Below are 23,299 nucleotides of genomic sequence, written 5' to 3' on the forward strand. Positions count from 1 at the left end.
TATCCCCATCGCTCCTTCCCGCGGACTTGATCCGCGGGCCTGCAGCAACATCGCACAGGCGGCCAATGGCCCGCGGGTCAAGCCCGCGGGAAGAAAGGGTGGGGTGAATGAAGAGCTAGTGCCCCCAGCAAAGCGCGGGGGCTCTAAATGCCAGCGGCGGCTTAGGCGTTAGCTGCCCATCGTCACATCGCGGCCGGCGCCGGTGATCGACACCGCAAAGCCCGCGACCACGTCGATCAGGCTCATCACCATCAGCAGGAAGAACACCGAGCTGGCGGCCGCGCCGACCAGCAGGAATTCGATCAGGAACAGCACGAAGACCACCATCGACAGCATGTGCTCGACAATCGATGACGTACCGGTGCGGGTGGATTTCAGGATTTCGACGAACAGGCAGACCAGCGCCACCACCAGCAACAGGTCACCGGCCGTCACCGCCCAGGGCGTACCCGAAACCATCGGGATCGAAACCAGCCCACTATGCCACGCCTCGGGCCTGCCACCGAAGAACGGCAGGAAAGCAAAGATATTGTAGAGCACGAAGGGCACGATCAGCAGCGGGGGAATGAATGGCCCCTTGCGCTGCTGTACGCGGCCGCCATTGGGCGCAACATAAACGGTCTCGGTCATCGTAATTCTCCCTACAATTGGCGCACCATGCCAGAGCCGGGGACGGGCGGGAAGAGGATTAGCAGGAGCAATCATCCATCAGTCGTCACCCCTCTCCCCTCGTGGGAGAGGGTGCCCGAAGAGCCTGCCCCCGCGAAAGCGGGGGGCGGGTGAGGGGTTTCTTCGGCGATAGCAGCCCCCTCATCCGGCGCTTCGCGCCACCTTCTCCCACAAGGGGAGAAGGGAGAAAGAGGCGAACTACTTCTTCAACTTGAGCGGGCCCACCATCTGCTCGGGTTTTACTTCGGCGTCGAATTCCTCGCCGGTCAGCAGGCCCAGCGCGATGGCCTCCTCGCGCAGCGTCGTACCATGCTTGTGCGCCGTCTTGGCGATCTTGGCGGCGTTGTCGTAGCCGATCTTGCGATTGAGCGCGGTCACCAGCATCAGCGATTTGTCGACCAGTTCCTTGATGCGGGCGCGGTCGGGCTCGATGCCGATGGCGCAATTGTCGTTGAAGCTGCGCGCCGAATCGGCCAGCAGCCGCACCGACTGCAGGAAATTGTAGGCGATCACCGGCTTGAACACGTTGAGCTCGAAATTGCCCTGGCTGGCCGCAAAGCCAATCGCCGCGTCATTGCCCATCACCTGCACGGCCACCATGGTCATGGCTTCCGACTGGGTCGGATTGACCTTTCCGGGCATGATCGAGGAGCCGGGCTCGTTCTCGGGAATGGTCAGCTCTCCCAGGCCCGAGCGGGGGCCAGAGGCCAGCCAGCGCACGTCATTGGCGATTTTCATCAGCGCGGCGGCAAGCTGCTTGAGCGCGCCCGACGTGCCCACGAAGGCGTCATGGCCAGCCATCACCGCATATTTGTTCGGTGCGGTGACGAAATCCTGGCCGGTCAGCTTGGCGATCTCAGCGGCGACGGTCACGCCGTAATCGGGATGGGCATTGAGCCCGGTGCCGACCGCGGTGCCGCCCAGCGCCAGTTCCTTGAGCTGCGGCAGGGTCGCCTTGATGGCTTTGACAGCCAGCTCGATCTGCGCGACCCAGCCGCTCATTTCCTGGCCCAGCGTCAGGGGCGTCGCGTCCTGCAAATGGGTGCGGCCGATCTTGACCACATCCATGAATTCCTCGGACTTGGATTCCAGCGTCGCGCGCAGCTTTTCAACGCGCGGGAACAGGTAGTTCTCCAGCGCCTCGACCGCCGCGATGTGCATCGCGGTCGGATAGGTGTCGTTGGACGACTGGCTCATATTGACGTGGTCGTTGGGATGCACGGGCTTCTTGGAGCCCATCGTGCCGCCGGCCAACTCGATGGCGCGGTTCGAGATGACCTCGTTGACATTCATGTTGGACTGCGTGCCCGAACCGGTCTGCCATACCACCAGCGGGAAATGCTCTTCCAGCTTGCCGGCGATCACTTCGTCGGCCGCCGCCACGATCAGGTCGCGGGTTTTTTCGTCGAGCAGGCCCAGCTTGTGGTTGGCCAGGGCCGCGGCCTTCTTGAGAATGCCGAACGCGGTGATGATCTCTTTGGGCATCTTTTCGCCGCCAATGTCGAAATTGGCCAGGCTTCGAGCCGTCTGCGCGCCATAATACTTGGCCGACGGCACATTAATGGTGCCCATCGAGTCCGATTCAACGCGCATGCTCATGGAAAATCTCCGAGTTCTGAGAGCCTGGCCGGGCTTAGGCCGACATCAGGAATATGGCAAGTCTCAGCCGCCCCCGCGGCACAGCAAAACGGCCGATCCCTGGTGGGACCGGCCGCATGCAAATCTTCAAACCGGGCGCAAACGCGCCGGCTTATTTCTTGACGTCGAGGATCTGCCGGCCGCGATACATGCCGGTCTTGAGATCGACGTGATGCGGGCGACGCAGCTCGCCAGAATCCTTGTCTTCGACATAGGATGCAGTGGCGAGGGCATCGTGCGAGCGGCGGAAGCCGCGCTTCATCGGCGAGGTCTTTCGTTTTGGAACTGCCATGGTCGGTACTCCGAATTCAATATCGTTGCGCCGCCGAAAGCGGCCCAGAGACGTTAAGCTCTGTAGGGATTGGCGCCGTCTATAGAGGAGAATGGGGGGCTTGGCTAGAGCCTTTTGCAGGCTGCGTCACAGCGCCAGCCTGCCGTTTTCGCCGACGCAATCGGCACGCTCGCCATACTGGTTGACCCGGTCCTCGATGACCGCCGCAATGCGCCGCTGATTGGCCGATGGCCGGCCCGGCAGCCGCAGCATCGGATTTGGCAGCGCGGTGGTCAACAGCGCCGCAGCCGACCGGCTCAGGGCATCGGGTTCGACGCCGAATGCCGCCTGCGCACCGGCCTCGATCCCGAACTGTCCACTGGGTCCCCATTCGGCGATATTGAGATAGATTTCCATGATCCGTCGCTTCGGCAGCACCAGGTCGACATAGAGCGCCAGCGGGATTTCCAGCCCCTTGCGAATATAGCTTTCGCCATTCCACAGGAACAGGTTGCGCGCCACCTGCATGGTGATGGTGGAGGCGCCGCGCACCGGTTTTCCGGAAAACAGGTCAGTGACTTCATCGCGCAATGCGGCGATATCCACGCCCCAGTGACGGCAGAACTGGCCGTCTTCAGAAAGGATCACCGAGGCCTTGAGCCGATCAGAGATCTGACCAATATCGCGCCATTGGCGGATCACCGGCTGACCGGTGACATAGCGCTGCAGCATGGGCACGGAAATGGGATCGACGAACAGATAAACCGGCGTCAGCACCACCGGGATGGCGACGAGCACGACCATGAGCCGCGCGAACCAGCGCACCGCCCCCCACATGCCCCTGGATTTCCGTCTCCGCGCCATGGCTTTGCAATAGCTGGCGGTTCCTTTGAAATCCAGTGCCCGCCCTCGTGGTTCGAGGCTCTTGAAGAACTCGCACCTCACCATGAGGGCTGCTTGGCTTCGGCGCCTCTGCAATCCGCACTCCCAGTAGCCCTCATGGTGAGCGGGAGCCCTTGCGACCCTCGAACCACGAGGCCGTACCACCATCTTGCCGCCGCGCATCCAACCCGCTAGCAACGTCACATGTACGATTTTACCGCCGACATTGCCGACTGCGCCCTTGCCGTCGAAACGGCGCTGGAAAAATTCCTGACCGCCGAGCGCCTCTCAGGCCCCGGTCCGGCCGCCGAGCGGCTGGTCGCGGCCATGCGCCATGGCAGCCTCAATGGCGGCAAGCGGCTGCGTCCGCTGCTGGTACGCCAGGCTGGCGCCATCTTCGGCGTCCCCGCGAGCCAATCGCTGATCGCCGGCCTCGCGATCGAGGCGGTGCACTGCTATTCGCTGATTCACGACGACCTGCCGGCCATGGACGACGACGACCTGCGCCGCGGCCAGCCGACCGTGCACAAGGCCTATGACGACGCCACCGCGATCCTGGCCGGCGATGCGCTGCTGACACACGCCTTTGGCCTGCTGGCCAATCCCGAGTGCCATCCCGATCCCGCCATTCGCATCGCGCTGGTTGCCGAACTGGTGGCTGGCAGCGGCGCCGGCGGCATGGCGGGCGGGCAGATGCGCGATATCGAGGGCGAGCGCGGCGGCTTTTCGGGCGACGACATCGCCATTATGCAGGCGATGAAGACCGGCGCCCTGATCCGCGCCAGCGTCCGCATCGGTGCCATCCTCGGCGGCGCCGACGCCCGCGCGCTCTCGGCGCTGACCGCTTATGCGGAGGCTGCCGGTCGCGCGTTCCAGCTCGCCGACGACCTGCTCGACGTGACCGCCACCCCCGAAGCCATGGGCAAGGCCACCGGCAAGGACGCCGCGGCGGGCAAGCAGACGCTCGTCGCCCGCATCGGCGTCGATGAGGCGCGCCAACACTTGGCAGCCATCATCAACGACGCCGTCTCGGCCTTGCGCACCTTCGGTCCCAAGGCCGATGGGTTGCGCGCCACTGCCCGCTATTTCGCCAGCCGGCAGAGTTGAACATGGCAAGCCTGCTCAGCGTCAATATTGGCAAGCCCCAGCCCATTCCCGGCCACAAGGCGCCGACCGGCATTTTCAAGCAGCCGGTCACCGGCCCCGTCGCCATCACCCCGCTCGAGGTAGCGGGGGACGCCATCATCGATCGCCGCCACCACGGTGGTCGCGACCAGGCGGTCTATCTCTACTTCGCCCAGGACTATGACTGGTGGAGCCAACAGCTCGGCCAAACCATCGCGCCCGGCACCTTTGGCGAAAACCTCACCATTGCTAGCGTCGATGGACAGGCGGTCGCCATTGGTGATCGCTTTGCCATTGGCGATGTGGTGCTGGAAGTCACCTATCACCGCACGCCCTGCATGACGCTGGCCGCGCGCATGGGCGACAATGGCTTCGTCAAGCGCTTCGCCAGCGCACTTCGCCCCGGCGCCTATTGCCGCGTCATCACGCCCGGCAATGTCGAAGGCGGGATGAGCGTCACCTACACGCCGTTTGCCGGCGAACGCGTCACCGTCACCGAACTGATGGCGCTCGATGGGGTGCGCGAGCTGGACCCCGCCTTCATGCGGCGGGCGCTCGCCACGCCAATCCGCGACAAGACGCGCGTCAAATACGAAGCGCGCCTCAACCAACTGTTCTGAGAAAAACCCATGAGTCTCGCTAGCGTCAAAGCCGACCTCGCCGCCCGTGCGCCGGACCTGTCGGTGCTCGAAACCGAAGGCTCGACCGCCACGGTGCAGTCGGCGGCAGAAGTGCACGGCGTCGAACCCGGCCAGATCGCCAAGACCCTGTGCATTCGCGTCAGTGGCGAGGTTTTCCTCTTGGTCACCCGTGGCGATGCGCGGCTGGACAATCAGAAATCCAAAGCCGCTTTTGGCGGCCGCCCGCGCATGCTGGGCGCCGAGGAGGTCGAGCAATTGACCAGCCACAAGGTCGGCGGCGTTTGCCCCTTCGGCCTGCCCGCGCCGCTGCCGATCCATCTGGATACATCGCTCAAGGTCTATGACATTGTCATTCCAGCCGGTGGCTCCACCCACGCCTCGGTGCGGCTGACGGTGGATCGGCTGGCGCAATTGTGCGGCGGCAAATGGGTGGATGCGTGCCAACCGCCCGCTAACGAGGAATACGTTTCATGATCTTGGCGCTGCTGATCGTCGTCACCCTCATCAACGTACTGGTCGCGGCAGGTTTCTCCCTCGCCGGGGTGTTCTTTCCCGGCTTCATCGTCAGGGACGGCGAGGGCTCGCACACCGCAAAAGTTTTTGCGCTCTACGGCGTCGCACGCTCGATCCCGCTGCTATTGGCGGTGCTGTGGGCGGCGTTCCGCGCCGATCTGCCGGCCCTGATCTGGCTGGGCCTGCTGGCTGGCGTGATCCAACTCGCAGATGCGGCAGTGGGCACCCAGACCGGCGACAAGCTCAAGGTCTGGGGACCGCTGGGGCTGGGGATCATTCAGCTCGTGGGCGTGCTCCTGGCATTCTGGTTCGGCGCGTAGTCGCGCTCGACAAAAGCCGACGGCGCGGTCCGCGCTGTCCATGCCGCAATCACCCGGGCGACATTGTCCTCGACATCCGCTTCCGACTGAACCTCGAAATCGTAGCGCAGGCCATGGTGGATGGTGTGGTAGTCGCGTTCGGCGCTGCCGATCTCGCGGTCGCCACGCGCGGCCTCGCGCCGGTTGAGTTCGGCCACCGAGCAATGCACGCCGACGAAGAACACATCGAACGGCGCCAGCAGCGTGATCAAATCTTCATGCCAGCCGGGCGTATCGACGATGTGCTCGACAATCAGATTGTTTCCAGCCTCGGCATAGGCGGCCAGCGACTGGTGAAACCCATCGAAGAACTGGCCGCGCATGTCGCGCCATTTGAACTCACCGCTCTTGATACGCGCCGATGGCAGCACGCCCGCATCGCGCAGGTGATCGATGGAAATATGCCAGAACGGTTGATCGATTTTCGCCTGCACGCCCCGCGCCAGCGTCGATTTTCCGCTGCTGGACGCACCGTGGATGAAAATGATGCTGGCAGGACGCTCCATGCGGCTAGGCCGCCGGGGCTGGGGCTGGGACGTCGGGCATGCACATGGCAACAGCTTCGTCGATATTCTCGGGCGATTCCGTACACCGCGGCAGACTGGCGCTGAGCACAAATACCGCGACGAACGACGCCACCGCCACCACACCGCCGGCAGTGATCAGGGTCCGCGCAATGCGGAACCGGGGATCGGCAAAGGCGCCCTGAACGCGGGACAGGAAGTTTTTCGGCCGCTCCTCACGCGCGGAGGAGCGACCCACCAGGATCAGCAGCATCACGGCGCCGACGGCGAAACAGACGACGCTGGCCAGCATGACGCCGTTCAGAAGGTTGACAATGAGCATGCTATTCCGCCGCCACCTTGTCGCCGGTTCCGAATTTCTTCTCGATATAGTCCGCCACCATCACCTTGAACTGACCGGCCACATCCGCCCCGCGCAGGGTGGCGACCTTCTGGCCATCGACAAACACCGGTGCGGCCGGGGTTTCGCCGGTGCCGGGCAGGGAAATGCCGATATTGGCGTGCTTGCTTTCGCCCGGCCCGTTGACGATGCAACCCATCACCGCGACCGACAGCGTTTCGACGCCCGGATAGCGTTCCTTCCATTCGGGCATCGAGGACGACAGGTGATCTTGGATGTCCTTGGCCAGATGCTGGAACGTATTGGACGTGGTGCGCCCGCAGCCGGGGCAGGCCGCGACCACCGGCAGGAACTGCCGGAAGCCCATGGTCTGCAACAGTTCCTGCGCCACCTTGACCTCGGTGGTGCGATCGCCACCCGGCTCGGGCGTCAGCGAAATGCGGATGGTGTCGCCAATGCCCTGCTGCAGCAGAATACCCATGGCGGCCGAGGAGGCAACGACGCCCTTGGTGCCCATGCCAGCCTCGGTCAGCCCCAGATGCAGCGCATAATCGCAACGCGCCGACAGGTCCTGATAGACCGCGATCAGATGCTGCACGTCCGAGACCTTGGTCGAGAGGATGATCTTGTCGCGCCCCATGCCCAGCGCTTCGGCGCGCTGCGCCGAGAGCAATGCCGACTGGATGATCGCCTCGCGCTGCACTGCCGCAGCCGAAATCGGCGTGGCGGAGGTGGCGTTTTCGTCCATCAGCTTGGTCAGAAGTTCCTCGTCGAGCGAGCCCCAGTTCACCCCGATGCGAACCGGCTTGTTGTACCGGTTGGCGATCTCGATCAGCGTCGAAAACTGCGTATCGCGCTTGGCCTTGAAGCCCACATTGCCCGGATTGATGCGATATTTCGCCAGCGCCTCGGCGCATGCCGGATGGTCGGTCAGCAGCTTGTGGCCGATATAATGGAAGTCGCCGACCAGAGGCACGTCATAACCCATGAAGGCCAGGCGATCGCGAATGATCGGCACGGCAGCGGCGCTTTCGTCACGGTCGACCGTGATACGCACGATTTCCGAGCCAGCCCGCGCCAGTTGCATGACCTGCTTCACCGTCGCGTCGATATCGGCCGTATCGGTATTGGTCATCGATTGGACGACCACGGGCGCGCCGCCGCCGACCATGACGCCGCCGACATCCACACCTATCGATTGCCTGCGTTGCGCGGGACCAGACATGCAAAACCTCTGCCTTCTCTGAGGGGAGAAATAAGCCTAGGACGCTAGCAACGCAATGTTTCTGAATGATGTCGAACCGACGCACCCTGCCTCGTCGTGTGGTATGAACCCTGACCACGGAACGTTTCCATGTCCTTCCAAGCCTATCTCGACAATATCGAAAAGCAGACCGGCATTTCGCCGGACCAATTCATTGAGCTGGCAAAGACCAAGGGGTTCACCAAGCCCGGCACCAAGGCGACCCCGATAACCGATTGGCTGAAGGCCGACTACAGCCTGGGGCACGGCCACGCCATGGCCATCGTCAAGCTGCTGCGCGAGCGGGGCGGGCTGAGCTGAATGCGCTATCTCGGCCTGATCGCCTTGTTGCTATTCGCTGCGCCGGCCGAGGCCAGCACCATCGTGGCGCAAAGCTACGACCTGCCCGCAATGGCCGCTCCGATGGCGGTCAATGTCTACCGGCCCGATGGCAATCCGCCGCCGCAAGGCTGGCCTGCAGTCTATCTGCTGCATGGCCTGGGCGGCAATCAGGGCGATTGGCTGGTGGCCGGCAACCTGCAGCCAACGCTGGACGGCCTGATCGCCGACGGCACCGTGCAGCCCATGGTCGTGGTCATGCCGGCTGCCGGCAATAACTGGTATGTCGATACGCGCCCGGCCGGCGGCAAGGACGATGTCGAAACCGCCATCACCAGCCAGTTGCGCGAGAAAATCGAAGCCGATTTTCCGGTCCGCAAGGACGCGGGCGGACGCGCCATTGCGGGCCTGTCGATGGGCGGCGCAGGTGCGTTGCGGCTGGGGATCGGGCATCCGGACCTCTATGTCGCCATCGCGGCGCTGTCCCCCGCCATCTGGGAAAACGTGCCGATCGAAGACCTCGACAAGGCGCCCGCCGATATCGACCTGATCATCGATAGCGCCTATTTCCACTGGGCCGATCCCGATACCCTGACCAGCGGGGTCGACCTGCCGCCCGCCGGGCCGCATTTTTCCGGGGCATTCGGTGATCCGTTCGATGCGCGCCGCTACAATAGCGAAAACGTGTTCACGCTCTTGGCCGGCGCGGTCCGCCACGACACGCCGCTCCCCGCCATCTTCATGCTGGTCGGCGATCACGACAGCCACAAGTTGTGGCGCGGCGCCATCGCGCTCTACGAAACGCTGCTGGCCGACGACCGGACGGTCGCCTTCCGCATCTATGACGGCGACCACTCCTGGGAGCTGTGGCGCGCCCATATCGGGGAAGCGCTCACCTTCATCAATGCCAATCTCAAGCCGCCGCCCACGGCGCCGTAGATTTTGCAGCGACGGTCTTGAACCAATTCGGCCCAGGACCATTTATAGGTCATGTTCAAGCTCATGACCTCGACCCTGATCCCCCGCATCGTCCTGTTCCGCAAGGAAGTCGTCGTGTTGTGGAAGGCGTTTTTCGCGCCCGAGACGCCGATCTACCTCAAGGTCGCGACGGCTTTCGTGGCGTTCTATCTGGTCAATCCGTTCGATATCGTGCCAGATTTCATCCCGATGCTCGGCTGGGTCGACGACATCGTACTGGTGCCGCTGATGGTGAGCTGGATCGTCTCGCGCCTGCCCATCAAGGTGCGTGCCGACCACCGCGACCGCAATGATCGCACAATCAATGGGCGGGCGCGGCGGCTCTAAACGCAGAGTTATCCCAGCGCCGAACTATTGCAGCATCTATCCCACCCACCGGGCCTTCCCGCGGGCTTGACCCGCGGGCCAGTCGCCCCTTGCGCAATGCTGAAAGAGGCCCGCGGATCAAGTCCGCGGGAAGAACGGTGGGTGCGGGATTACCTGGGGCTGCACAAACCTTAGGTTACCTTGGCAATATGATTGCTCTCAACAACAAGGCCCGGATCGCTCCGGGCCTTTTGCTTATTCAAACCTTACCAACAAGTCCTTGGCGTCGATCTGATCGCCGGGCTTGACCAGCACTTCAGCAATCACGCCGCTGGCTTCGGCGTGGATGGCGGTTTCCATTTTCATGGCTTCGATCGAACACAGCACGTCGCCGGCGGTGACGGTCTGGCCGGCCTTGACGGCGAGGCCCGAAATCACACCCGGCATCGGCGCGCCGACCTGCTTGGGATCGCCAATCGCAGCCTTGGCGCGCAGCTTGACCTCGCCGACCTTGAGGCGATCCGGCACCAAAATGGTGCGCGGTTGCCCGTTGAGGTCGAAGAACACCCGCACTTCGCCCTTTTCATTGGTGGGGGCGCGGCCGAGATATTGCAGGACCAGCGTCTTGCCCTTCTCGATATCGACGAACAGCTCCTGCCCTTCATGGAGACCATAGAAATAGACCGGCGTCGGCAGCACGGCGGTGGGGCCGTAGCGGTCCTGGGTCTTTTCGAAGTCCGAATAGACTTTTGGATACATCAGGAACGAGGCCAGGCGATAATCGTCGACCTCGTGGCCGACTTCCTCGGCGATCCTGGCGCGCTCGGCTTCCAGGTCCACGTCCTTGAGATAGGAGCCCGGCCGTTCGGTGATCGGCTCGCGGCCCTTGAGCACTTTCTTCTGCAGCGCCTGCGGGAAGCCACCGGGCGGCTGACCCAGGTCGCCGGCAAAGAAGCCCACGACGGAATCGGGGAAGGCGATATCGCGCGCGGGGTCTTCGACATCAGCACGCGTCAGGCCGGCCGAAACCATGGCCAGCGCCATGTCGCCAACCACCTTGGATGATGGCGTCACCTTGACGATATCGCCGAACATCTGGTTGACGTCCGCATAGGTCTGGGCGACCTCGTGCCAGCGGGTTTCGAGACCCAAGGAACGCGCCTGCTCCTTGAGATTGGTAAACTGCCCGCCGGGCATTTCGTGCAGGTACACTTCCGAAGCGCCACTGCGCAGGTCGCTTTCGAAGGCGCGATATTGCGTGCGCACGGCTTCCCAATAGAACGAAATCTGGCGGATCGATTTGGCATCGAGGCCCGGATCGCGGTCGCCGTCCTGCAAGGCCGCAACCAGCGAGCCGAGCGTCGGCTGGCTAGTCGTGCCCGACAGCGCATCCATCGCCGCATCGACCGCATCGACGCCAGCATCCACCGCAGCCAGCACCGTCGCCGCCGCAGCGCCCGAAGTGTCGTGGGTATGCAGGTGGATCGGTAAGCCGATTTCCTGCTTGAGCGTCTCGATCAGCTTCTTGGCGGCGGCCGGACGCAGCAGGCCGGCCATGTCCTTGAGGCCCAGCACGTGAGCGCCGGCGGCCTCCAGCTCCTTGGCGAGGGCCACATAATATTTGAGGTCATACTTGGCCCGGTTGGGGTCCAGCACGTCGCCCGTATAGCAGATGACGCCCTCGGCCACCTTGTCGGCTTCCAGCACGGCGTCGATCGAGACGCGCATGTTCTCGACCCAGTTGAGGCAATCGAAGACGCGGAAAATATCGACGCCGCCCTTGGCCGCCTGGGCGACAAAGAACTTGACCACATTATCGGGATAATTGGTGTAGCCGACGCCATTGGAGCCGCGCAGCAGCATCTGGGTGAGGATGTTGGGCGCGCCCTCGCGCACCTGCGCCAGCCGTTCCCACGGATCCTCGTTGAGGAAGCGCATGGCCACGTCGAAGGTTGCCCCGCCCCAGCATTCGAGGCTAAACAGGTTCGGCAATCCGCGCGAATAGGCTTGCGCAATACGGGTGATATCGAACGAACGCATCCGTGTGGCGAGCAAGCTCTGGTGCGCATCGCGCATCGTGGTGTCGGTGAACAGCACGCGCTTTTGCGCCTTCATCCAGCTCGCCAGGCCCTTGGGCCCCTGCCGTTCCAGAATTTGCCGGCTGCCTTCGTTGACGATCAGCGGCTCGAACACCGGCACCACCGGCGCCGCGGCTTCGGCTGGCGGCATCGGCCGGTCGCGCACTTCGGGATGGCCGTTGACGGTGACGTCGGCGATGTAGCTGAGCAGCTTGGTCGCACGATCCTTGCGCGGCTTGAAGTTGAACAGCTCCGGCGTCGTATCGATGAAGCGCGTCGTGTAACGGTTCTGCACGAAATCGGGATGCGTGATGATGTTTTCAAGGAACGCCAGATTGGTCGACACGCCCCGGATGCGGAACTCGCGCAGGGCGCGGTGCATGCGGGCGATCGCCTCTTCGGCGGTCGGGGCCCAGCAGGTGACCTTTTCCAGCAGCGGATCGTAGAAGCGGGTGATGACCGCGCCCGCATAGGCGGTGCCGCCATCGAGCCGCACGCCAAACCCGGTCGCGCCGCGATAGGCGGTGATGCGGCCATAATCGGGAATGAAGTTCTGTTCGGGATCTTCGGTGGTCACCCGGCACTGGATGGCATTGCCGTTGAGATGGATGTCCTGCTGCAGCGGCACGCCCGACTCTGGCGTGCCGATCACCGCGCCGTCGAGGAGATGAATCTGCGCCTTGACGATATCGATGCCGGTCACTTCCTCGGTGACGGTATGCTCCACCTGGATGCGCGGATTGACTTCGATGAAGTAGAATTTGTCGGTATCGGCATCCATCAGGAATTCGACGGTGCCGGCGCCACGATAATTGGCGGCATTGCCGAGGCGGACCGCAGCATCGGTCAACTGCTTGCGCACGTCATCGCTGAGATACGGCGCTGGAGCGCGCTCGACCACCTTCTGGTTGCGGCGCTGCACCGAGCAATCGCGCTCGAACAGATGCACCAGATTGCCGTGATCGTCGCCGATCAACTGCACTTCGACATGGCGCGCGCGCTCGACCAGCTTTTCGAGATACATCTCGTCCTTGCCGAACGCCGCCTTGGCCTCGCGCTTGCCTTCGGAAACTTCCGACAACAGGGAAGACTCGTCCATGATGCGGCGCATGCCACGGCCACCGCCGCCCCAACTCGCCTTGAGCATCAGCGGATAGCCGACTTCGGCCGCGAGCTTCTTGATTGCCTCGGGATCGTCCGGCAGCGCCTCGGTGGCGGGCACCACGGGCACATTGCTGGCCATCGCCATGTTGCGCGCCGCGACCTTGTTGCCGAGGTCGCGCATGGTCTGGGCGCGCGGGCCGATGAAGATGATCCCGGCATCCTCGCAGGCGTCCACGAACTCCGGCGACTCCGACAGCAGACCATAACCGGGATGGATCGCATCGGCGCCCGACAGGCGGGCGATGCGGATATACTCGTCGATCTGTAGATACGCCTCGACCGGGCCCTTGCCCTTGCCGATCAGATAGGCCTCGTCGGCCTTGAAGCGGTGCAGCGCCAGCTTGTCTTCTTCGGCAAAGGCCGCGACGGTCTTGAGCCCCAGCTCATTGGCGGCCCGGAACACGCGAATGGCGATTTCGGAGCGGTTGGCGACGAGGATTTTCTTGATTGGCATCGATATAAATCCGAGCAAGAGGGGTGCTGGGGCTGTTGAGGGCCCGGCTCAAATCATCTGCATCGGCCGGAACGGTTGCCCGCCCAACCGTTGCGTCGTGTCTATTTCTGGTTGAGATGCCCGGCGAGATGGCTCATGTCGTAGCCGGCCGCGGCCGCTTCCGAAATGATCTCGCCCGCATCCATTTCGCCGGCCTGGGACAGGGCCCACAGCGTTGTCGAGCGGGTGCCCGAACGGCAAAATGCGAAAACCGGGCCAGTGCTCCCCTCGAGCGCCGACTTGGTTTTCTCGACCATATCGGGGGAAACCCCATCGCGACCCAAGGGGATCGCATAGTAGCCAAGGCCCGCGGCCTTGGCTGCAGCCTCGATTTCGGCGCCCGCGGGCTGGTCCGGCGATTCATCATCGGGGCGGTTATTGATGATGGTGGTGAACCCGGCGGCTTTGAGCGACGCGATATCTTCGGGCAGGATCTGCCCCGATACGGTGATGCGATCGTTGATCCGCTTCAAATCCAAAGTCACTGCTCCCGCTGTCGCCCGCTCATCAGCAGGCTGCCCGCCCCTTTATATCCATCGTGCGGGCGCGGAAGCAACTGTGACGATAGGGTAACGCCTATGCGGCGTCCGCGACCCTGGCCAACGCACGTCCGGCGATGAGCTTGGACAGCGGTTTCGGGCGGCCCAGCAGGAACCCTTGCAGACCCGTGCAACCGGCCAGTTGCAGCACCGCCAACTGTTCGGCGGTCTCGACGCCCTCGGCAATCACCTCGACCGGCAGTGACCGGGCGATATCGCAGATCGCCGACACGATCATCGAATCGATGCGGTTGCCCACGATATTGCTCACATAGGTGCGGTCGATCTTGATGATGTCGAAGGCAAAGCCGCGCAGATATTGCAGGCTGGCATGCCCCGCCCCGAAATCATCGATGGCGATGCGCACGCCCATCTGGCGCAACGCCTCGAGATTTTCCTGCTCTTGCCCCTTGCCGGTCATTGGCACCGTCTCGGTGACCTCGACAATCAACTGACGCGGATCGGTTCCGGTTTCGGCCACGATGGCGACGAAGCGCTTGGCGAATTCGGCCCGACGCAACTGCGCCGGCGACACATTGACCGCCACCGCAACGCCCAGGGCCGGCAGGTCGATACAGGCGCGGCGCAACACCCACTCGCCCAGCTTGTCGATCAGCTCGCTCTGCTCGGCAATATGGATGAACTCACCCGGCGCGATCATGCCGCGCACCTTATGCTGCCAGCGCACCAGCGCCTCGTAGGATTTGATGGTCTTGCCATCGGCGTTGAAGACCGGCTGGTAATGCAGTTCCAGCTCGTCCATCAGCAAGGCCGCCCGCAGCTCACGCTCGACAAAACGCCGATGGCGCTCGTCGCCCAGCATGTCGGCATCGAATTCGACAACGGTGTGCCGGCCCGCGCGCTTGCCCTTGTAGAGAGCCAGATCGGCCTTGGAGATCAGGTCGCCCGCGTCGCTGGCATCGGCCGGCGCCAGCGCAATGCCCACCGTCGCCGATAGCCGCACCGGCCGTCCGCCGATATTGATCGGCCGGTCCAGCTCGCGCAGCAATTGCTCGCCCAGCCGGCGCAGTGCCGGCTTGTTATCGTGCGCCGGAATGGCGATGCCGAATTCGTCGCCACCCAGCCGGCCGACTATGGCGGTGGGCACCAGGGTATTGATGGTCTTGACCAGATGGCTCAGCGCCGCGTCACCCGCATTGTGGCCGTGGCTGTCGTTGAGCACTTTGAGATTGTCCATGTCGAGCTGCATATAGCCCAGGGCCTCATCGGAGCCGTGATAGACATGGCTGCGCAACTGCTCGATGAAGTAGGAGCGCGAAAAAGCGCCGGTCAGCGCATCGCGATTGACCGAGGCCAGCACGGCGCGATTGGCCTTGTCGGCGCTGTCGATGCCCTGCGCCAGCGCGCGGTAGCCGAGGCGCAGCCCGACCAGCATGAATACCATGATGGCGATGATGCCGGCATAAACCAGCGAGACTTCGCCGGTCCGCAGCAATTTTGGCAGCAATCCCACCACCGACAGGCCAGTCGCCGTCAGCATCGCGGCCGCCGCCAGCAGCGAGAAGCGGCGATAGCCTTCGAGGATTTTGAACAACGTCGGTATTTTGCGCATGGGTCCACCGGATAGATCAGGGCGCGCTGCCCCTTTGCCGGACTATGCAGCCAATCCGTGAACGCCGCCTAAACATTCAAAAATAAATGTTTGCTATCAGCATGTTACTGCATTCGCAGGAATAGTCCCCGATGCTAGCGGGGCCATGTGACGGTTTGATATCAGTGGCCAATGCGCCTGCGGCCAAGCTTAACACGGCGTAAATGCAGGGTTTGGGCAGCTATGGCGCCCCCGGGCCCACCCAGGCTTTCCACACATCGCTGCGTTCGATAACAAACCGATCCGCCACGCTTTCCACCGTTGCGCCGGGCTCGTTGAGCTGCGCCAACAGGGCGTTCATCTCCTTGAGCGGCATGGTGGTGCGTCCGAAATAGGCCGCGACGGCGGGAATGTCGGTATAGACCCATTCGGCCAGCGCAATCACCACGCTCTCGGGCGCGAACGAAGTCGCGACCGGCGTGGCGCAGGCCTGTTGCGCCAGGCATTGCAGCGCCTTTTCATCATAGGCGCCAAGATCGAGGCTGACGAAATTGAACTGCGCCAGCACCGCATTGGGCTGCCAGTAATAGAACACCACCGGCTCCTGCCGCCCCACCGCCTCCGCGATCAGCGTATCCATTTCGAAGCGATTGGCCGGCTCGACCACCTGCAGCACATCGCCCAGCCCAAGCGCCCGGATCAGGTTGCGGTTGATCACCGAGCAGCCCCAATCGGCCGGGCACGACACGAAGCGGATTCTCGCCCCATTATTGAGCGTCGGCGCCGCGTCCTTGAGGGTCGCCGCGCCGGTCAGTTCGGGATGCGCCGCTGCCAGGTAATCCGGCACGAACCAGCCCTCGAAGGTGGTCTCCGCATAGGTGGGAGCGGCCGGGCGCAGCATCTGTGCCTTGACCGCCGGGTTCCACACTTCGGCAATGCGCGTCACCCACATTTCGGGCGCCACGGCGGGCTGCCCCGTCGTGCCCATGGAGGAGCCAGTAGCCGCCAGATCGCCCGGCGCCACCCTCGTCTGGCAACCGAACTGCGTGGTCAGCAGCCGCGCATGAATTTCCGCCAGGATCGCGGCCGACGGCCAGCTCATCCGCGCAATGCCGATCGGCCGGGTGCCGCAGATTGGCGGCGGCGCGGCGGGATCGGCACTATCCTGCGCCTCGTCGAGCACGGTGACCTGCGCCAGCGCCGGCTGCCACAGGGCCAAAACGGCCAGCATGGCGATCCCCCAAATCCTGACAGTCATCGGGGCCTCCTCGCCGCTCGCCGCCGTCACTCTATGCTCAAACCAGGCCCGTTAAGCAACTGCGAGAAGGCCTTCCAAACCGCTTCAATTGCCCGTGACTCCGCCTTAACAAATGTGCAACAGTCCCCGCCAGCGAGGCGCATTTAGCGCCTCCTAGATCGCGTTGTTCCGCTCAGAAGACAGGACCGTTAAGGCCGCTCGGCGAAGCAACCCATAACGAGGGACATCTATGCTCAATCTGAAAACTCTCCTGACCATGGCCGTGGCGGCCACGACCCTGTCGATCGCCGCCCCCGCGCTGGCCGAGGACGTCAAGCTCGGCATTCTCGCCGACCTGACCGGCCCGATCGAAAGCCTGGCTCCCCCCATCGTCGCCGGCGCTCAGCTCGCCTTCGACGAAGTCAATGCCCAGGGCGGCATTCTGGGTGGCGGCAAGATCATTCCCGTCGTCGGCGATAGCGCCTGCGATGCGACTGCTGCCTCCGCTGCGGCCGACAAGCTGGTCAACACCGACCAGGTCACCGGCATCATGGGCGCCTTCTGCACCGGCGCCACCATCGGCGGCGCCAATTCGGCTGCCATTCCGGGCGGCGTCGTGATGATCTCCCCCGCTGCCAGCGCTCCCGCGCTGACCACCCTGGCCGACAATGATCTGGTCTATCGCACCACCCCGGCCGACTCGCTGCAGGGCGTTAAGATGGCCGACCTGCTGCTGGCTCGCGGCGTCAAGGACGTTGCCGTCACCTACGTCAACAATGACTACGGCAAAGGCCTGGCCGACGTATTCGCCGCTACCTTCACCGCCGGCGGCGGCACCATTGCTGCCAATATCGCGCACGAAGACGGCAAGGCCGACTATCGCGCCGAGCTGGGCAACCTCGTTGGTTCGCAGAACCTGGTGATCCTGGCCTACGCTTCGGGCTCGGGCCAGACCATGCTGCGCCAGGCCGTCGAATCGGGCAACTTCACCACTTACGTTGGTGGTGACGGCATGGTCGGCGACGACCTGCTGACCGGTATCGACGCTGCTGCCGTCGAAGGCCTGACCGCAACCCGCGCCGGCGCCTATGCGGGCGATTCGGCCACCGTCTATGCCAAGCTGGCAACCGATGCCGGCCAGGACCCGACCGCGACCTATGCCCCCCAGGCTTATGACGCTGCGTTCCTGCTGGCTCTCGCGGTCGAAAAGAACGGCTCGGCCAAGCGCGAAGGCCTCTCGGCTGCCCTGCGTGATGTCGCTTCCGCTCCTGGCGAAAAGATCCTGCCCGGCGAATGGACCAAGGCTGTCGAGCTGATCAAGGCCGGCACCGACATCGACTATGAAGGCGCCGGCGGCCCGCTGGACTTCGACGCTGCTGGCGACGTCCCCGGCACCATCGTCTATCTCGAAGTCGAAGGCGGCAAGTTCGTGGAAAAGGGCGCGATCGAATAACTCGATCGACCTAGAAAGAACACGAAGGCCCGGGAGAAATCCCGGGCCTTTTTTCTTGCGGGAGCAATTATGCCTGACAACGAGACCCTGCGCTTTTACGCCGAAAACGCCGCCACCTATGTGGCTCACCCGCGCCAACTGCCTCAACATCAGCTCGACGCTTTTCTGGCCGCGTTGCCGCCCAGTGGCGATATTCTGGAATTGGGCACCGGGGGCGGGCAGGACGCGGCGCACATGCTGGCACGCGGTTTTGCCGTGACCCCGACCGACGCCTCGCCCGAACTGGCAGCCAATGCGGAGGCACTGCTGGGCCGCAAGGTCACCATCATGGCGTTCAATCAGTTGGCCGCCGTCGCCGAGTTTGACGGCGTATGGGCCTGCGCGGCCTTGCTGCATGCACCGGCCTCCGAACTGACCGACAACATCGCCCGCATCCACCGCGCGCTGCGCCCTGGCGGCCACCTTACCGCCAGCTTCAAGGCCGGCACCGGCGAAGGCCGCGACGCTCTGGGCCGGTATTACAACTATCCCAGCGCCGAGACCCTGCTTACCCATTTCCGCGCCGCCGCCGACTGGGCCGCGCTCGACCTGACCGAGAGCGACGGCGGCGGCTACGACGGCAAGCCCACCCGCTGGCTCTGGGTGCAGACAAGCAAAGCGCCCGCCTAGCCCTTGACATGTCCAACGGCAAACCCATTTAGAGACCACTGGTCCTTTATTTGAAAATGACCGGCCCGCACCAAGGACACCCTCCATGACCGCCTTCACGATCCAGGACATTCCCGACCAGGCCGGCAAGACCGCCGTAGTCACCGGCGCCACCGGCGGGCTGGGCTACGAAACCGCCTGCATGCTGGCGGGCGCCGGCGCCAGCGTCATCCTCGCCGGCCGTAATGCCGAAAAAGGCGCCGATGCCCTGCGCCGCATCCGCGCCCTGCATCCCCGGGCCGATATCGCCTTTGAAAACGTCGATCTCGGCAATCTCGCCTCCATCGCCGCCTTCGGAGCGCGCATGAACGAGCAATTCGCCAAACTCGACCTGCTGGTCAACAATGCCGGCGTCATGACCCCACCAACGCGCAAAATCACCTCCGACGGTTTCGAGCTGCAATTCGGCACCAATCACCTCGGACATTTCGCGCTGACCGGGCATGTGCTGCCCCTGCTGGCTGCTGCCGGCCATTCCCGCGTGGTGACCATTTCAAGCTTCATGGCCCATATGGGCCGGATGGACTTCGACAATCTGCAATCCGAACGATCCTACCGACCGAACCAGGCCTATGGCACGACCAAGCTGGAAAACCTGCTGTTCGCCCATGAGCTGCAACGGCGTGGCGACGCCGCCGGCTGGGGCATCACCAGTGTCAACGCCCACCCCGGCTTCGCACGCACCGACTTGATCGCCAATGGTCCGGGCGAAATGAAGGGCCTTGCGGCAATCGGCACCAGCCTACTGCAGCAACTGGTCTCCCAGGACGCCACGGCCGGCGCCATGCCAACCATGAAGGCCGCGACCGGCCTCGACGTCCGCCCACTCGATTATTTCGGGCCCGACGGCTTTTTGGAAATGAGCGGCTCACCCAAGTTGGCGCGACTGCCCCGCCGCGCCAAGGACGATGCGGTGGCCAAGCGGCTGTGGGACGTTTCCGAGCGCTTGACCGGCGTCCACTACGCCGCAGAAGCCGTCCCCGCTTGACAGCTCCCGCGAACGCCGACACCTCTGCTTACAAGTTTGCGGAGACTTGTCGTGACTGACTTCCAGCGTGCCCGCCAGCCCGAACAGAAAACACTCCGCCGCGAGGCTCTCATCGCGGCGGCCACGGCCCTGTTCGACGAAGAAGGCCCCACCGGCACCGGCCTCAACGCCATCGCGGCCCGCGCCGGCTTCACCAAATCCAATATCTACCGCTATTTCGAGAGCCGCGAAGAGGTGCTGCTGACCCTGCTGCTGCAGGAGCAGGAAGCCTTCGTCGCGGCGCTCATCACACGCCTCGACAGCCTGACGCCGGGCTTCGTGGGCGCGGCCGCCGCCGCCATCTCGTCCGAATTCCTGGCGCGTCAGCGCTATTGCAAGCTGATCAGCATGTTTTCCAGCGTTCTGGAGCAGAACGTCTCCGAGGACAGCATTGCCACCTACAAGCGCGCCATCAGCACCCAGATCGAGCCAATCGCCCCCGCGCTGATGCGCGCCCTGCCCAGCCTGTCACTCTCCGATGCGCAATGGCTGTTCCGCGTCATCGCCACCCTGATCGCCGGCATGTGGCCCGCCGCCTACCCCTCCGCCGCCGCCCAGCGCGTCCTCGACCGCGACGAATTCCGCGGCTTCAAGCCGGTGCCGGAGCAGGATTTGCCGCGGGCCATTTTGGCGTTATTGCGGGGGATTGGGGCCTAGCTTGCTTCACCTCTCCCTTTGGGAGAGAGGTCGGCGCGCAGCGACGGGTGAGGGGGCCTTCCCCACGCACCTCACCCAGTAAAGGCCCCCTCACCCGACCCAAATGGGTCGACCTCTCCCCCGAAGGGAGAGGTGAGGAGCCCCAAACACCGGCCCGCACTCAGCTCAGGCTGAGCCGAAAATGTCGGTTTTCGAGAACCGGACCGGAGCGTACCTTGGTACGTGAGGACCGGAAGCGCAGAGAACTGGCATTTGCAGGCCAGCCTCAGCTGAATGCTACCCCTCGCGCCGCACCACTTCGGGGATCAAGCCCCTCGGCGCGAACCGAAGCGCAATCGTAATCACCGCCCCCAGCACAAAAATACGCATCTGCGATGCTCTCGACTGGATATCCGGAATCTCGCCCCAGCCGATCTGGCCGGACCAGTGGCTGATGGTGCCAAACAGCAATTGCGCCAGCGGGTCGGAGATGATCCAGACCAGCCAGATCAACACCGCACCGAATACCGCGCCCCAATTGTTGCCGGCGCCACCGACGATCACCATCACCCAGATCAGGAAGGTGTGGTTGATCGGCTGATAGCTCGATGGATCGTTGATCTGCACGAAGCTGACCAGGATCGCCCCGCCAATGCCCATCAGCACCGAGCCGAAGACGAAGATTTCCAGCTGCCGCGCGGTGACGTTCTTGCCCATCGAGGCAGAGGAGATGTGGTTGTCGCGGATCGCCCGCATCATGCGGCCCCAGGGTCCCGCATAGGCCCGCGAAATCAGGAACATGGCGACAGCAAAAATCACCAGCACCAACAGCAGGAACCCGCCACGGGCGGCGAGCAGCGCGGTTTGCGCGTCCATGCCGCCGGCCTGGTAATCGCCCGGCAACGGCGTCGGCCACGGAATCGGCGACACCGTCAGCGTGCCGCGCGTCAGCCAGTCCATGTTCTTGACCAGCGCGCGGATGATCTCGGAAATGCCGATCGTGGCGATGGCCAGGTAATCGGTGCGCAGGCCGAGGGTGATCTTGCCCACGATATAGGCCGCGCCAGCCGCCAGCACGCCGCCGAAAATCCAGCCCAGCACCGGATGCCCGCCCAGCCCGCCGACCCAGCCCGCATTGGCCTCGATATAGGCGGCCGCCGGATCGATTTGGCTGCGATAGACGCAATAACCGATGAACCAGGCCAAAGCCGTCAGCGCCATCTTCCAGCCGCCGCGCACGCCGACCCGATGGCTCTGCTGCGCCGCGATCACCAGCAAGGCGCCAGCGCCAAAGGCGATCAATGCCCGGCCCAGCATCCACGGGCCATCCGAGCCCCAGAATTGCGGGTTCACCGGATAGGAGATGAACGTCACCGCCACCCCGCCCAGCATCATGAAGCCCATGATGCCGAAATTGAACAGCCCGCCATAGCCCCATTGGATATTGAGCCCCATGGCGATCAGCGAATAGGCCGCCGCCTCGACCAGCCGGCTCGAGGTAAACGGCACGCCCATGAACCAGCCGATCACGAGGATCAGCACGAACAGCCCGGCAAACAGGGTCAGAGACCGCCGGATCATGACGAGGCTCCCTTGAAGATACCAGTCGGGCGCACCAGCAAGGTGACCACGAGGATCACGAAGGCCACGGTCAGCTTATATTCGGTGGGCACCAGCGCCAGCGTCTGCGGCAATTGCATCCATTCGGGCAACACGGCATTGAGCGGTTTCAGCACCATCGACCAGTTGAACACCGCCAGCGTTTCGGCAAAACCGATCAGCAAGCCACCAGCGATGGCGCCATAGGCCTGCCCCAGGCCACCAACGATAGCTGCGGCGAAAATCGGCAGGATGATGTTGAACGCCAGGTCCGGCTTCAGCGTCACGTCCAGCGCCAGCATGGTGCCGGCCATACAGGCCAGAGCGCCCGCGATAACCCAGGTCACCCGCACCACCAGCGCGGTGTTGATGCCCGAAACCTGGGCCAGATCGGCATTATCCGCCATGGCGCGCATCGCCTTGCCCAGCCGCGAGCGCGTCAGGAACAAGTGCAGCGCGATCACCGCAATCGCCGTCACCGCAATCATCAGGATTTGCGGCTCGGTGATCACCAGGGGGCGGGTCGAGCCCAGCGCGCTCATATCAACGCGGAACACGTCCTTGGGCTCGTTCTCGAAGAACGAATAGCTGCCCGAGCCGAAGAACAGGCGGATCAGCCCCTGGATCATCAGCGTCACGCCGATCGAGGCGATCAGCAGCGTCACCGGCTTGGCGCCGCGCTTGCGCAGCGGGGCGTAAAAACCCTTGTCGATGCCCAGCGCAAAGACTGCGCCCAGCACCATGGCCAGCGGCAACACCACAAACCCCATCGGGATCGGTGCGGTAACGCCCCAGGCGGCAAACAGCGTGGCCAAGAGAAAGGCGATGAACGCGCCGCCGGTCATCAGCTCGGAATGAGCGAAATGGGCAAACCGAAGAATGCCGAAAATCAGCGTGATGCCGATGGCCCCCAGGGCATAGATCGAGCCCAGCACGGCGCCGGCGATCACCACCTGGTTGATAAAGAAAATCAGTTCGGTCACAG

General features: G+C 63.7%; 24 protein-coding genes. 11 read left to right on the forward strand and 13 right to left on the reverse strand.

What is annotated here, in order from left to right:
* Positions 1–168: 168 nt before the first annotated feature.
* The 4 genes from JWR51_RS17975 to JWR51_RS17990 all read right to left on the reverse strand — a co-directional run bounded on the left by JWR51_RS17975 (position 169) and on the right by JWR51_RS17990 (position 3,415).
* Entirely contained in the window at positions 169–630 is a 462-nt protein-coding gene (locus JWR51_RS17975) for a hypothetical protein (RefSeq protein WP_299750611.1), read from the reverse strand.
* Between the two features lie 237 nt (positions 631–867).
* On the reverse strand, positions 868–2,268 hold the full coding sequence (gene fumC / locus JWR51_RS17980) for a class II fumarate hydratase (RefSeq protein ID WP_299750614.1): 1,401 nt from the start codon (positions 2,266–2,268) through the stop codon (positions 868–870).
* 151 nt (positions 2,269–2,419) lie between these two features.
* Positions 2,420–2,599, reverse strand: coding sequence for a 50S ribosomal protein L32 (gene rpmF, locus JWR51_RS17985; RefSeq protein ID WP_299750617.1), 180 nt, complete (start codon positions 2,597–2,599; stop codon positions 2,420–2,422).
* Positions 2,600–2,725: 126 nt separating this feature from the next.
* Positions 2,726–3,415 carry a transglycosylase domain-containing protein gene (locus JWR51_RS17990; protein WP_299750620.1) on the reverse strand — a complete coding sequence of 230 codons (690 nt, stop codon included), beginning with the start codon at positions 3,413–3,415 and terminating at the stop codon, positions 2,726–2,728.
* A gap of 249 nt (positions 3,416–3,664) precedes the next feature.
* Between JWR51_RS17990 and JWR51_RS17995 the strand changes: the two genes are divergently transcribed.
* The 4 genes from JWR51_RS17995 to JWR51_RS18010 are packed head-to-tail and all read left to right on the forward strand — an operon-like array spanning position 3,665 to position 6,059.
* The gene (locus tag JWR51_RS17995) at positions 3,665–4,567 is read left to right on the forward strand and encodes a polyprenyl synthetase family protein (protein ID WP_299750623.1); all 903 of its coding nucleotides are present in this window, start codon (positions 3,665–3,667) and stop codon (positions 4,565–4,567) included.
* A 2-nt stretch (positions 4,568–4,569) separates the two neighbouring features.
* Positions 4,570–5,205, forward strand: coding sequence for an MOSC domain-containing protein (locus tag JWR51_RS18000; RefSeq protein ID WP_299750626.1), 636 nt, complete (start codon positions 4,570–4,572; stop codon positions 5,203–5,205).
* 9 nt (positions 5,206–5,214) lie between these two features.
* Positions 5,215–5,700, forward strand: a complete 486-nt coding sequence (locus JWR51_RS18005; RefSeq protein WP_299750629.1) for a YbaK/EbsC family protein — start codon at positions 5,215–5,217, stop codon at positions 5,698–5,700.
* Complete coding sequence (locus tag JWR51_RS18010) at positions 5,697–6,059, forward strand: hypothetical protein (protein WP_299750632.1); 363 nt, start codon at positions 5,697–5,699, stop codon at positions 6,057–6,059. The genes JWR51_RS18005 and JWR51_RS18010 overlap by 4 nt, the downstream gene beginning before the upstream one ends.
* On the opposite strand, the gene JWR51_RS18015 is transcribed toward JWR51_RS18010, so the two are convergent.
* The 3 genes from JWR51_RS18015 to ispG are packed head-to-tail and all read right to left on the reverse strand — an operon-like array spanning position 6,017 to position 8,187.
* Complete coding sequence (locus JWR51_RS18015; protein ID WP_299750634.1) at positions 6,017–6,604, reverse strand: AAA family ATPase; 588 nt, start codon at positions 6,602–6,604, stop codon at positions 6,017–6,019. The two genes, JWR51_RS18010 and JWR51_RS18015, sit on opposite strands and share 43 nt — an antisense overlap.
* 4 nt (positions 6,605–6,608) lie before the next feature.
* The gene (locus JWR51_RS18020) at positions 6,609–6,944 is read right to left on the reverse strand and encodes a hypothetical protein (protein WP_299750637.1); all 336 of its coding nucleotides are present in this window, start codon (positions 6,942–6,944) and stop codon (positions 6,609–6,611) included.
* A 1-nt stretch (position 6,945) separates the two neighbouring features.
* Positions 6,946–8,187 carry a flavodoxin-dependent (E)-4-hydroxy-3-methylbut-2-enyl-diphosphate synthase gene (ispG, locus tag JWR51_RS18025; RefSeq protein ID WP_299750640.1) on the reverse strand — a complete coding sequence of 414 codons (1,242 nt, stop codon included), beginning with the start codon at positions 8,185–8,187 and terminating at the stop codon, positions 6,946–6,948.
* Positions 8,188–8,316: 129 nt separating this feature from the next.
* On the opposite strand from ispG, the gene JWR51_RS18030 reads away from it, so the two are divergent.
* From JWR51_RS18030 to JWR51_RS18040, 3 genes are read left to right on the forward strand one after another with little or no spacing between them, the layout of a single operon-like run.
* Positions 8,317–8,526 carry a DUF4287 domain-containing protein gene (locus tag JWR51_RS18030; RefSeq protein ID WP_299750643.1) on the forward strand — a complete coding sequence of 70 codons (210 nt, stop codon included), beginning with the start codon at positions 8,317–8,319 and terminating at the stop codon, positions 8,524–8,526.
* Complete coding sequence (locus JWR51_RS18035; protein ID WP_299750646.1) at positions 8,527–9,483, forward strand: alpha/beta hydrolase-fold protein; 957 nt, start codon at positions 8,527–8,529, stop codon at positions 9,481–9,483. It abuts the gene before it with no gap.
* A 51-nt stretch (positions 9,484–9,534) separates the two neighbouring features.
* The gene (locus JWR51_RS18040) at positions 9,535–9,849 is read left to right on the forward strand and encodes a YkvA family protein (RefSeq protein ID WP_299750649.1); all 315 of its coding nucleotides are present in this window, start codon (positions 9,535–9,537) and stop codon (positions 9,847–9,849) included.
* 234 nt (positions 9,850–10,083) lie between these two features.
* Here the strand turns inward: JWR51_RS18040 and pyc are convergent, their stop codons facing one another.
* From pyc to JWR51_RS18060, 4 genes are all read right to left on the reverse strand, one after another.
* On the reverse strand, positions 10,084–13,524 hold the full coding sequence (gene pyc, locus JWR51_RS18045; protein ID WP_299750652.1) for a pyruvate carboxylase: 3,441 nt from the start codon (positions 13,522–13,524) through the stop codon (positions 10,084–10,086).
* Between the two features lie 101 nt (positions 13,525–13,625).
* Positions 13,626–14,042, reverse strand: a complete 417-nt coding sequence (locus JWR51_RS18050; protein ID WP_299750655.1) for a TIGR01244 family sulfur transferase — start codon at positions 14,040–14,042, stop codon at positions 13,626–13,628.
* Between the two features lie 97 nt (positions 14,043–14,139).
* Positions 14,140–15,675, reverse strand: a complete 1,536-nt coding sequence (locus tag JWR51_RS18055; protein WP_299750658.1) for a GGDEF domain-containing phosphodiesterase — start codon at positions 15,673–15,675, stop codon at positions 14,140–14,142.
* Positions 15,676–15,895: 220 nt separating this feature from the next.
* Positions 15,896–16,912: a glycine betaine ABC transporter substrate-binding protein gene (locus JWR51_RS18060; protein ID WP_299750661.1), complete on the reverse strand. Its 1,017-nt coding sequence runs from the start codon at positions 16,910–16,912 to the stop codon at positions 15,896–15,898.
* A 229-nt stretch (positions 16,913–17,141) separates the two neighbouring features.
* Between JWR51_RS18060 and JWR51_RS18065 the strand changes: the two genes are divergently transcribed.
* The 4 genes from JWR51_RS18065 (at position 17,142) to JWR51_RS18080 (ending at position 20,736) form a co-directional block, all read left to right on the forward strand.
* Positions 17,142–18,344: an ABC transporter substrate-binding protein gene (locus JWR51_RS18065; RefSeq protein ID WP_299750664.1), complete on the forward strand. Its 1,203-nt coding sequence runs from the start codon at positions 17,142–17,144 to the stop codon at positions 18,342–18,344.
* Between the two features lie 69 nt (positions 18,345–18,413).
* Positions 18,414–19,013, forward strand: a complete 600-nt coding sequence (locus JWR51_RS18070; RefSeq protein ID WP_299750666.1) for a class I SAM-dependent methyltransferase — start codon at positions 18,414–18,416, stop codon at positions 19,011–19,013.
* Positions 19,014–19,098: 85 nt separating this feature from the next.
* Entirely contained in the window at positions 19,099–20,040 is a 942-nt protein-coding gene (locus JWR51_RS18075; RefSeq protein WP_299750669.1) for an oxidoreductase, read from the forward strand.
* 51 nt (positions 20,041–20,091) lie between these two features.
* Positions 20,092–20,736, forward strand: a complete 645-nt coding sequence (locus tag JWR51_RS18080; protein WP_299750671.1) for a TetR family transcriptional regulator — start codon at positions 20,092–20,094, stop codon at positions 20,734–20,736.
* 276 nt (positions 20,737–21,012) lie between these two features.
* Here JWR51_RS18080 and JWR51_RS18085 read toward each other — a convergent pair whose 3' ends face one another.
* Positions 21,013–22,296, reverse strand: coding sequence for a branched-chain amino acid ABC transporter permease (locus JWR51_RS18085; protein WP_299750673.1), 1,284 nt, complete (start codon positions 22,294–22,296; stop codon positions 21,013–21,015).
* Entirely contained in the window at positions 22,293–23,297 is a 1,005-nt protein-coding gene (locus JWR51_RS18090; protein ID WP_299750676.1) for a branched-chain amino acid ABC transporter permease, read from the reverse strand. Before JWR51_RS18090 ends, JWR51_RS18085 begins: the two co-directional genes overlap by 4 nt.
* Between the last annotated feature and the right edge of the window lie 2 nt (positions 23,298–23,299).

The sequence above is a fragment of the Devosia sp. genome (genome assembly GCF_028290625.1).
GTDB lineage: Bacteria > Pseudomonadota > Alphaproteobacteria > Rhizobiales > Devosiaceae > Devosia.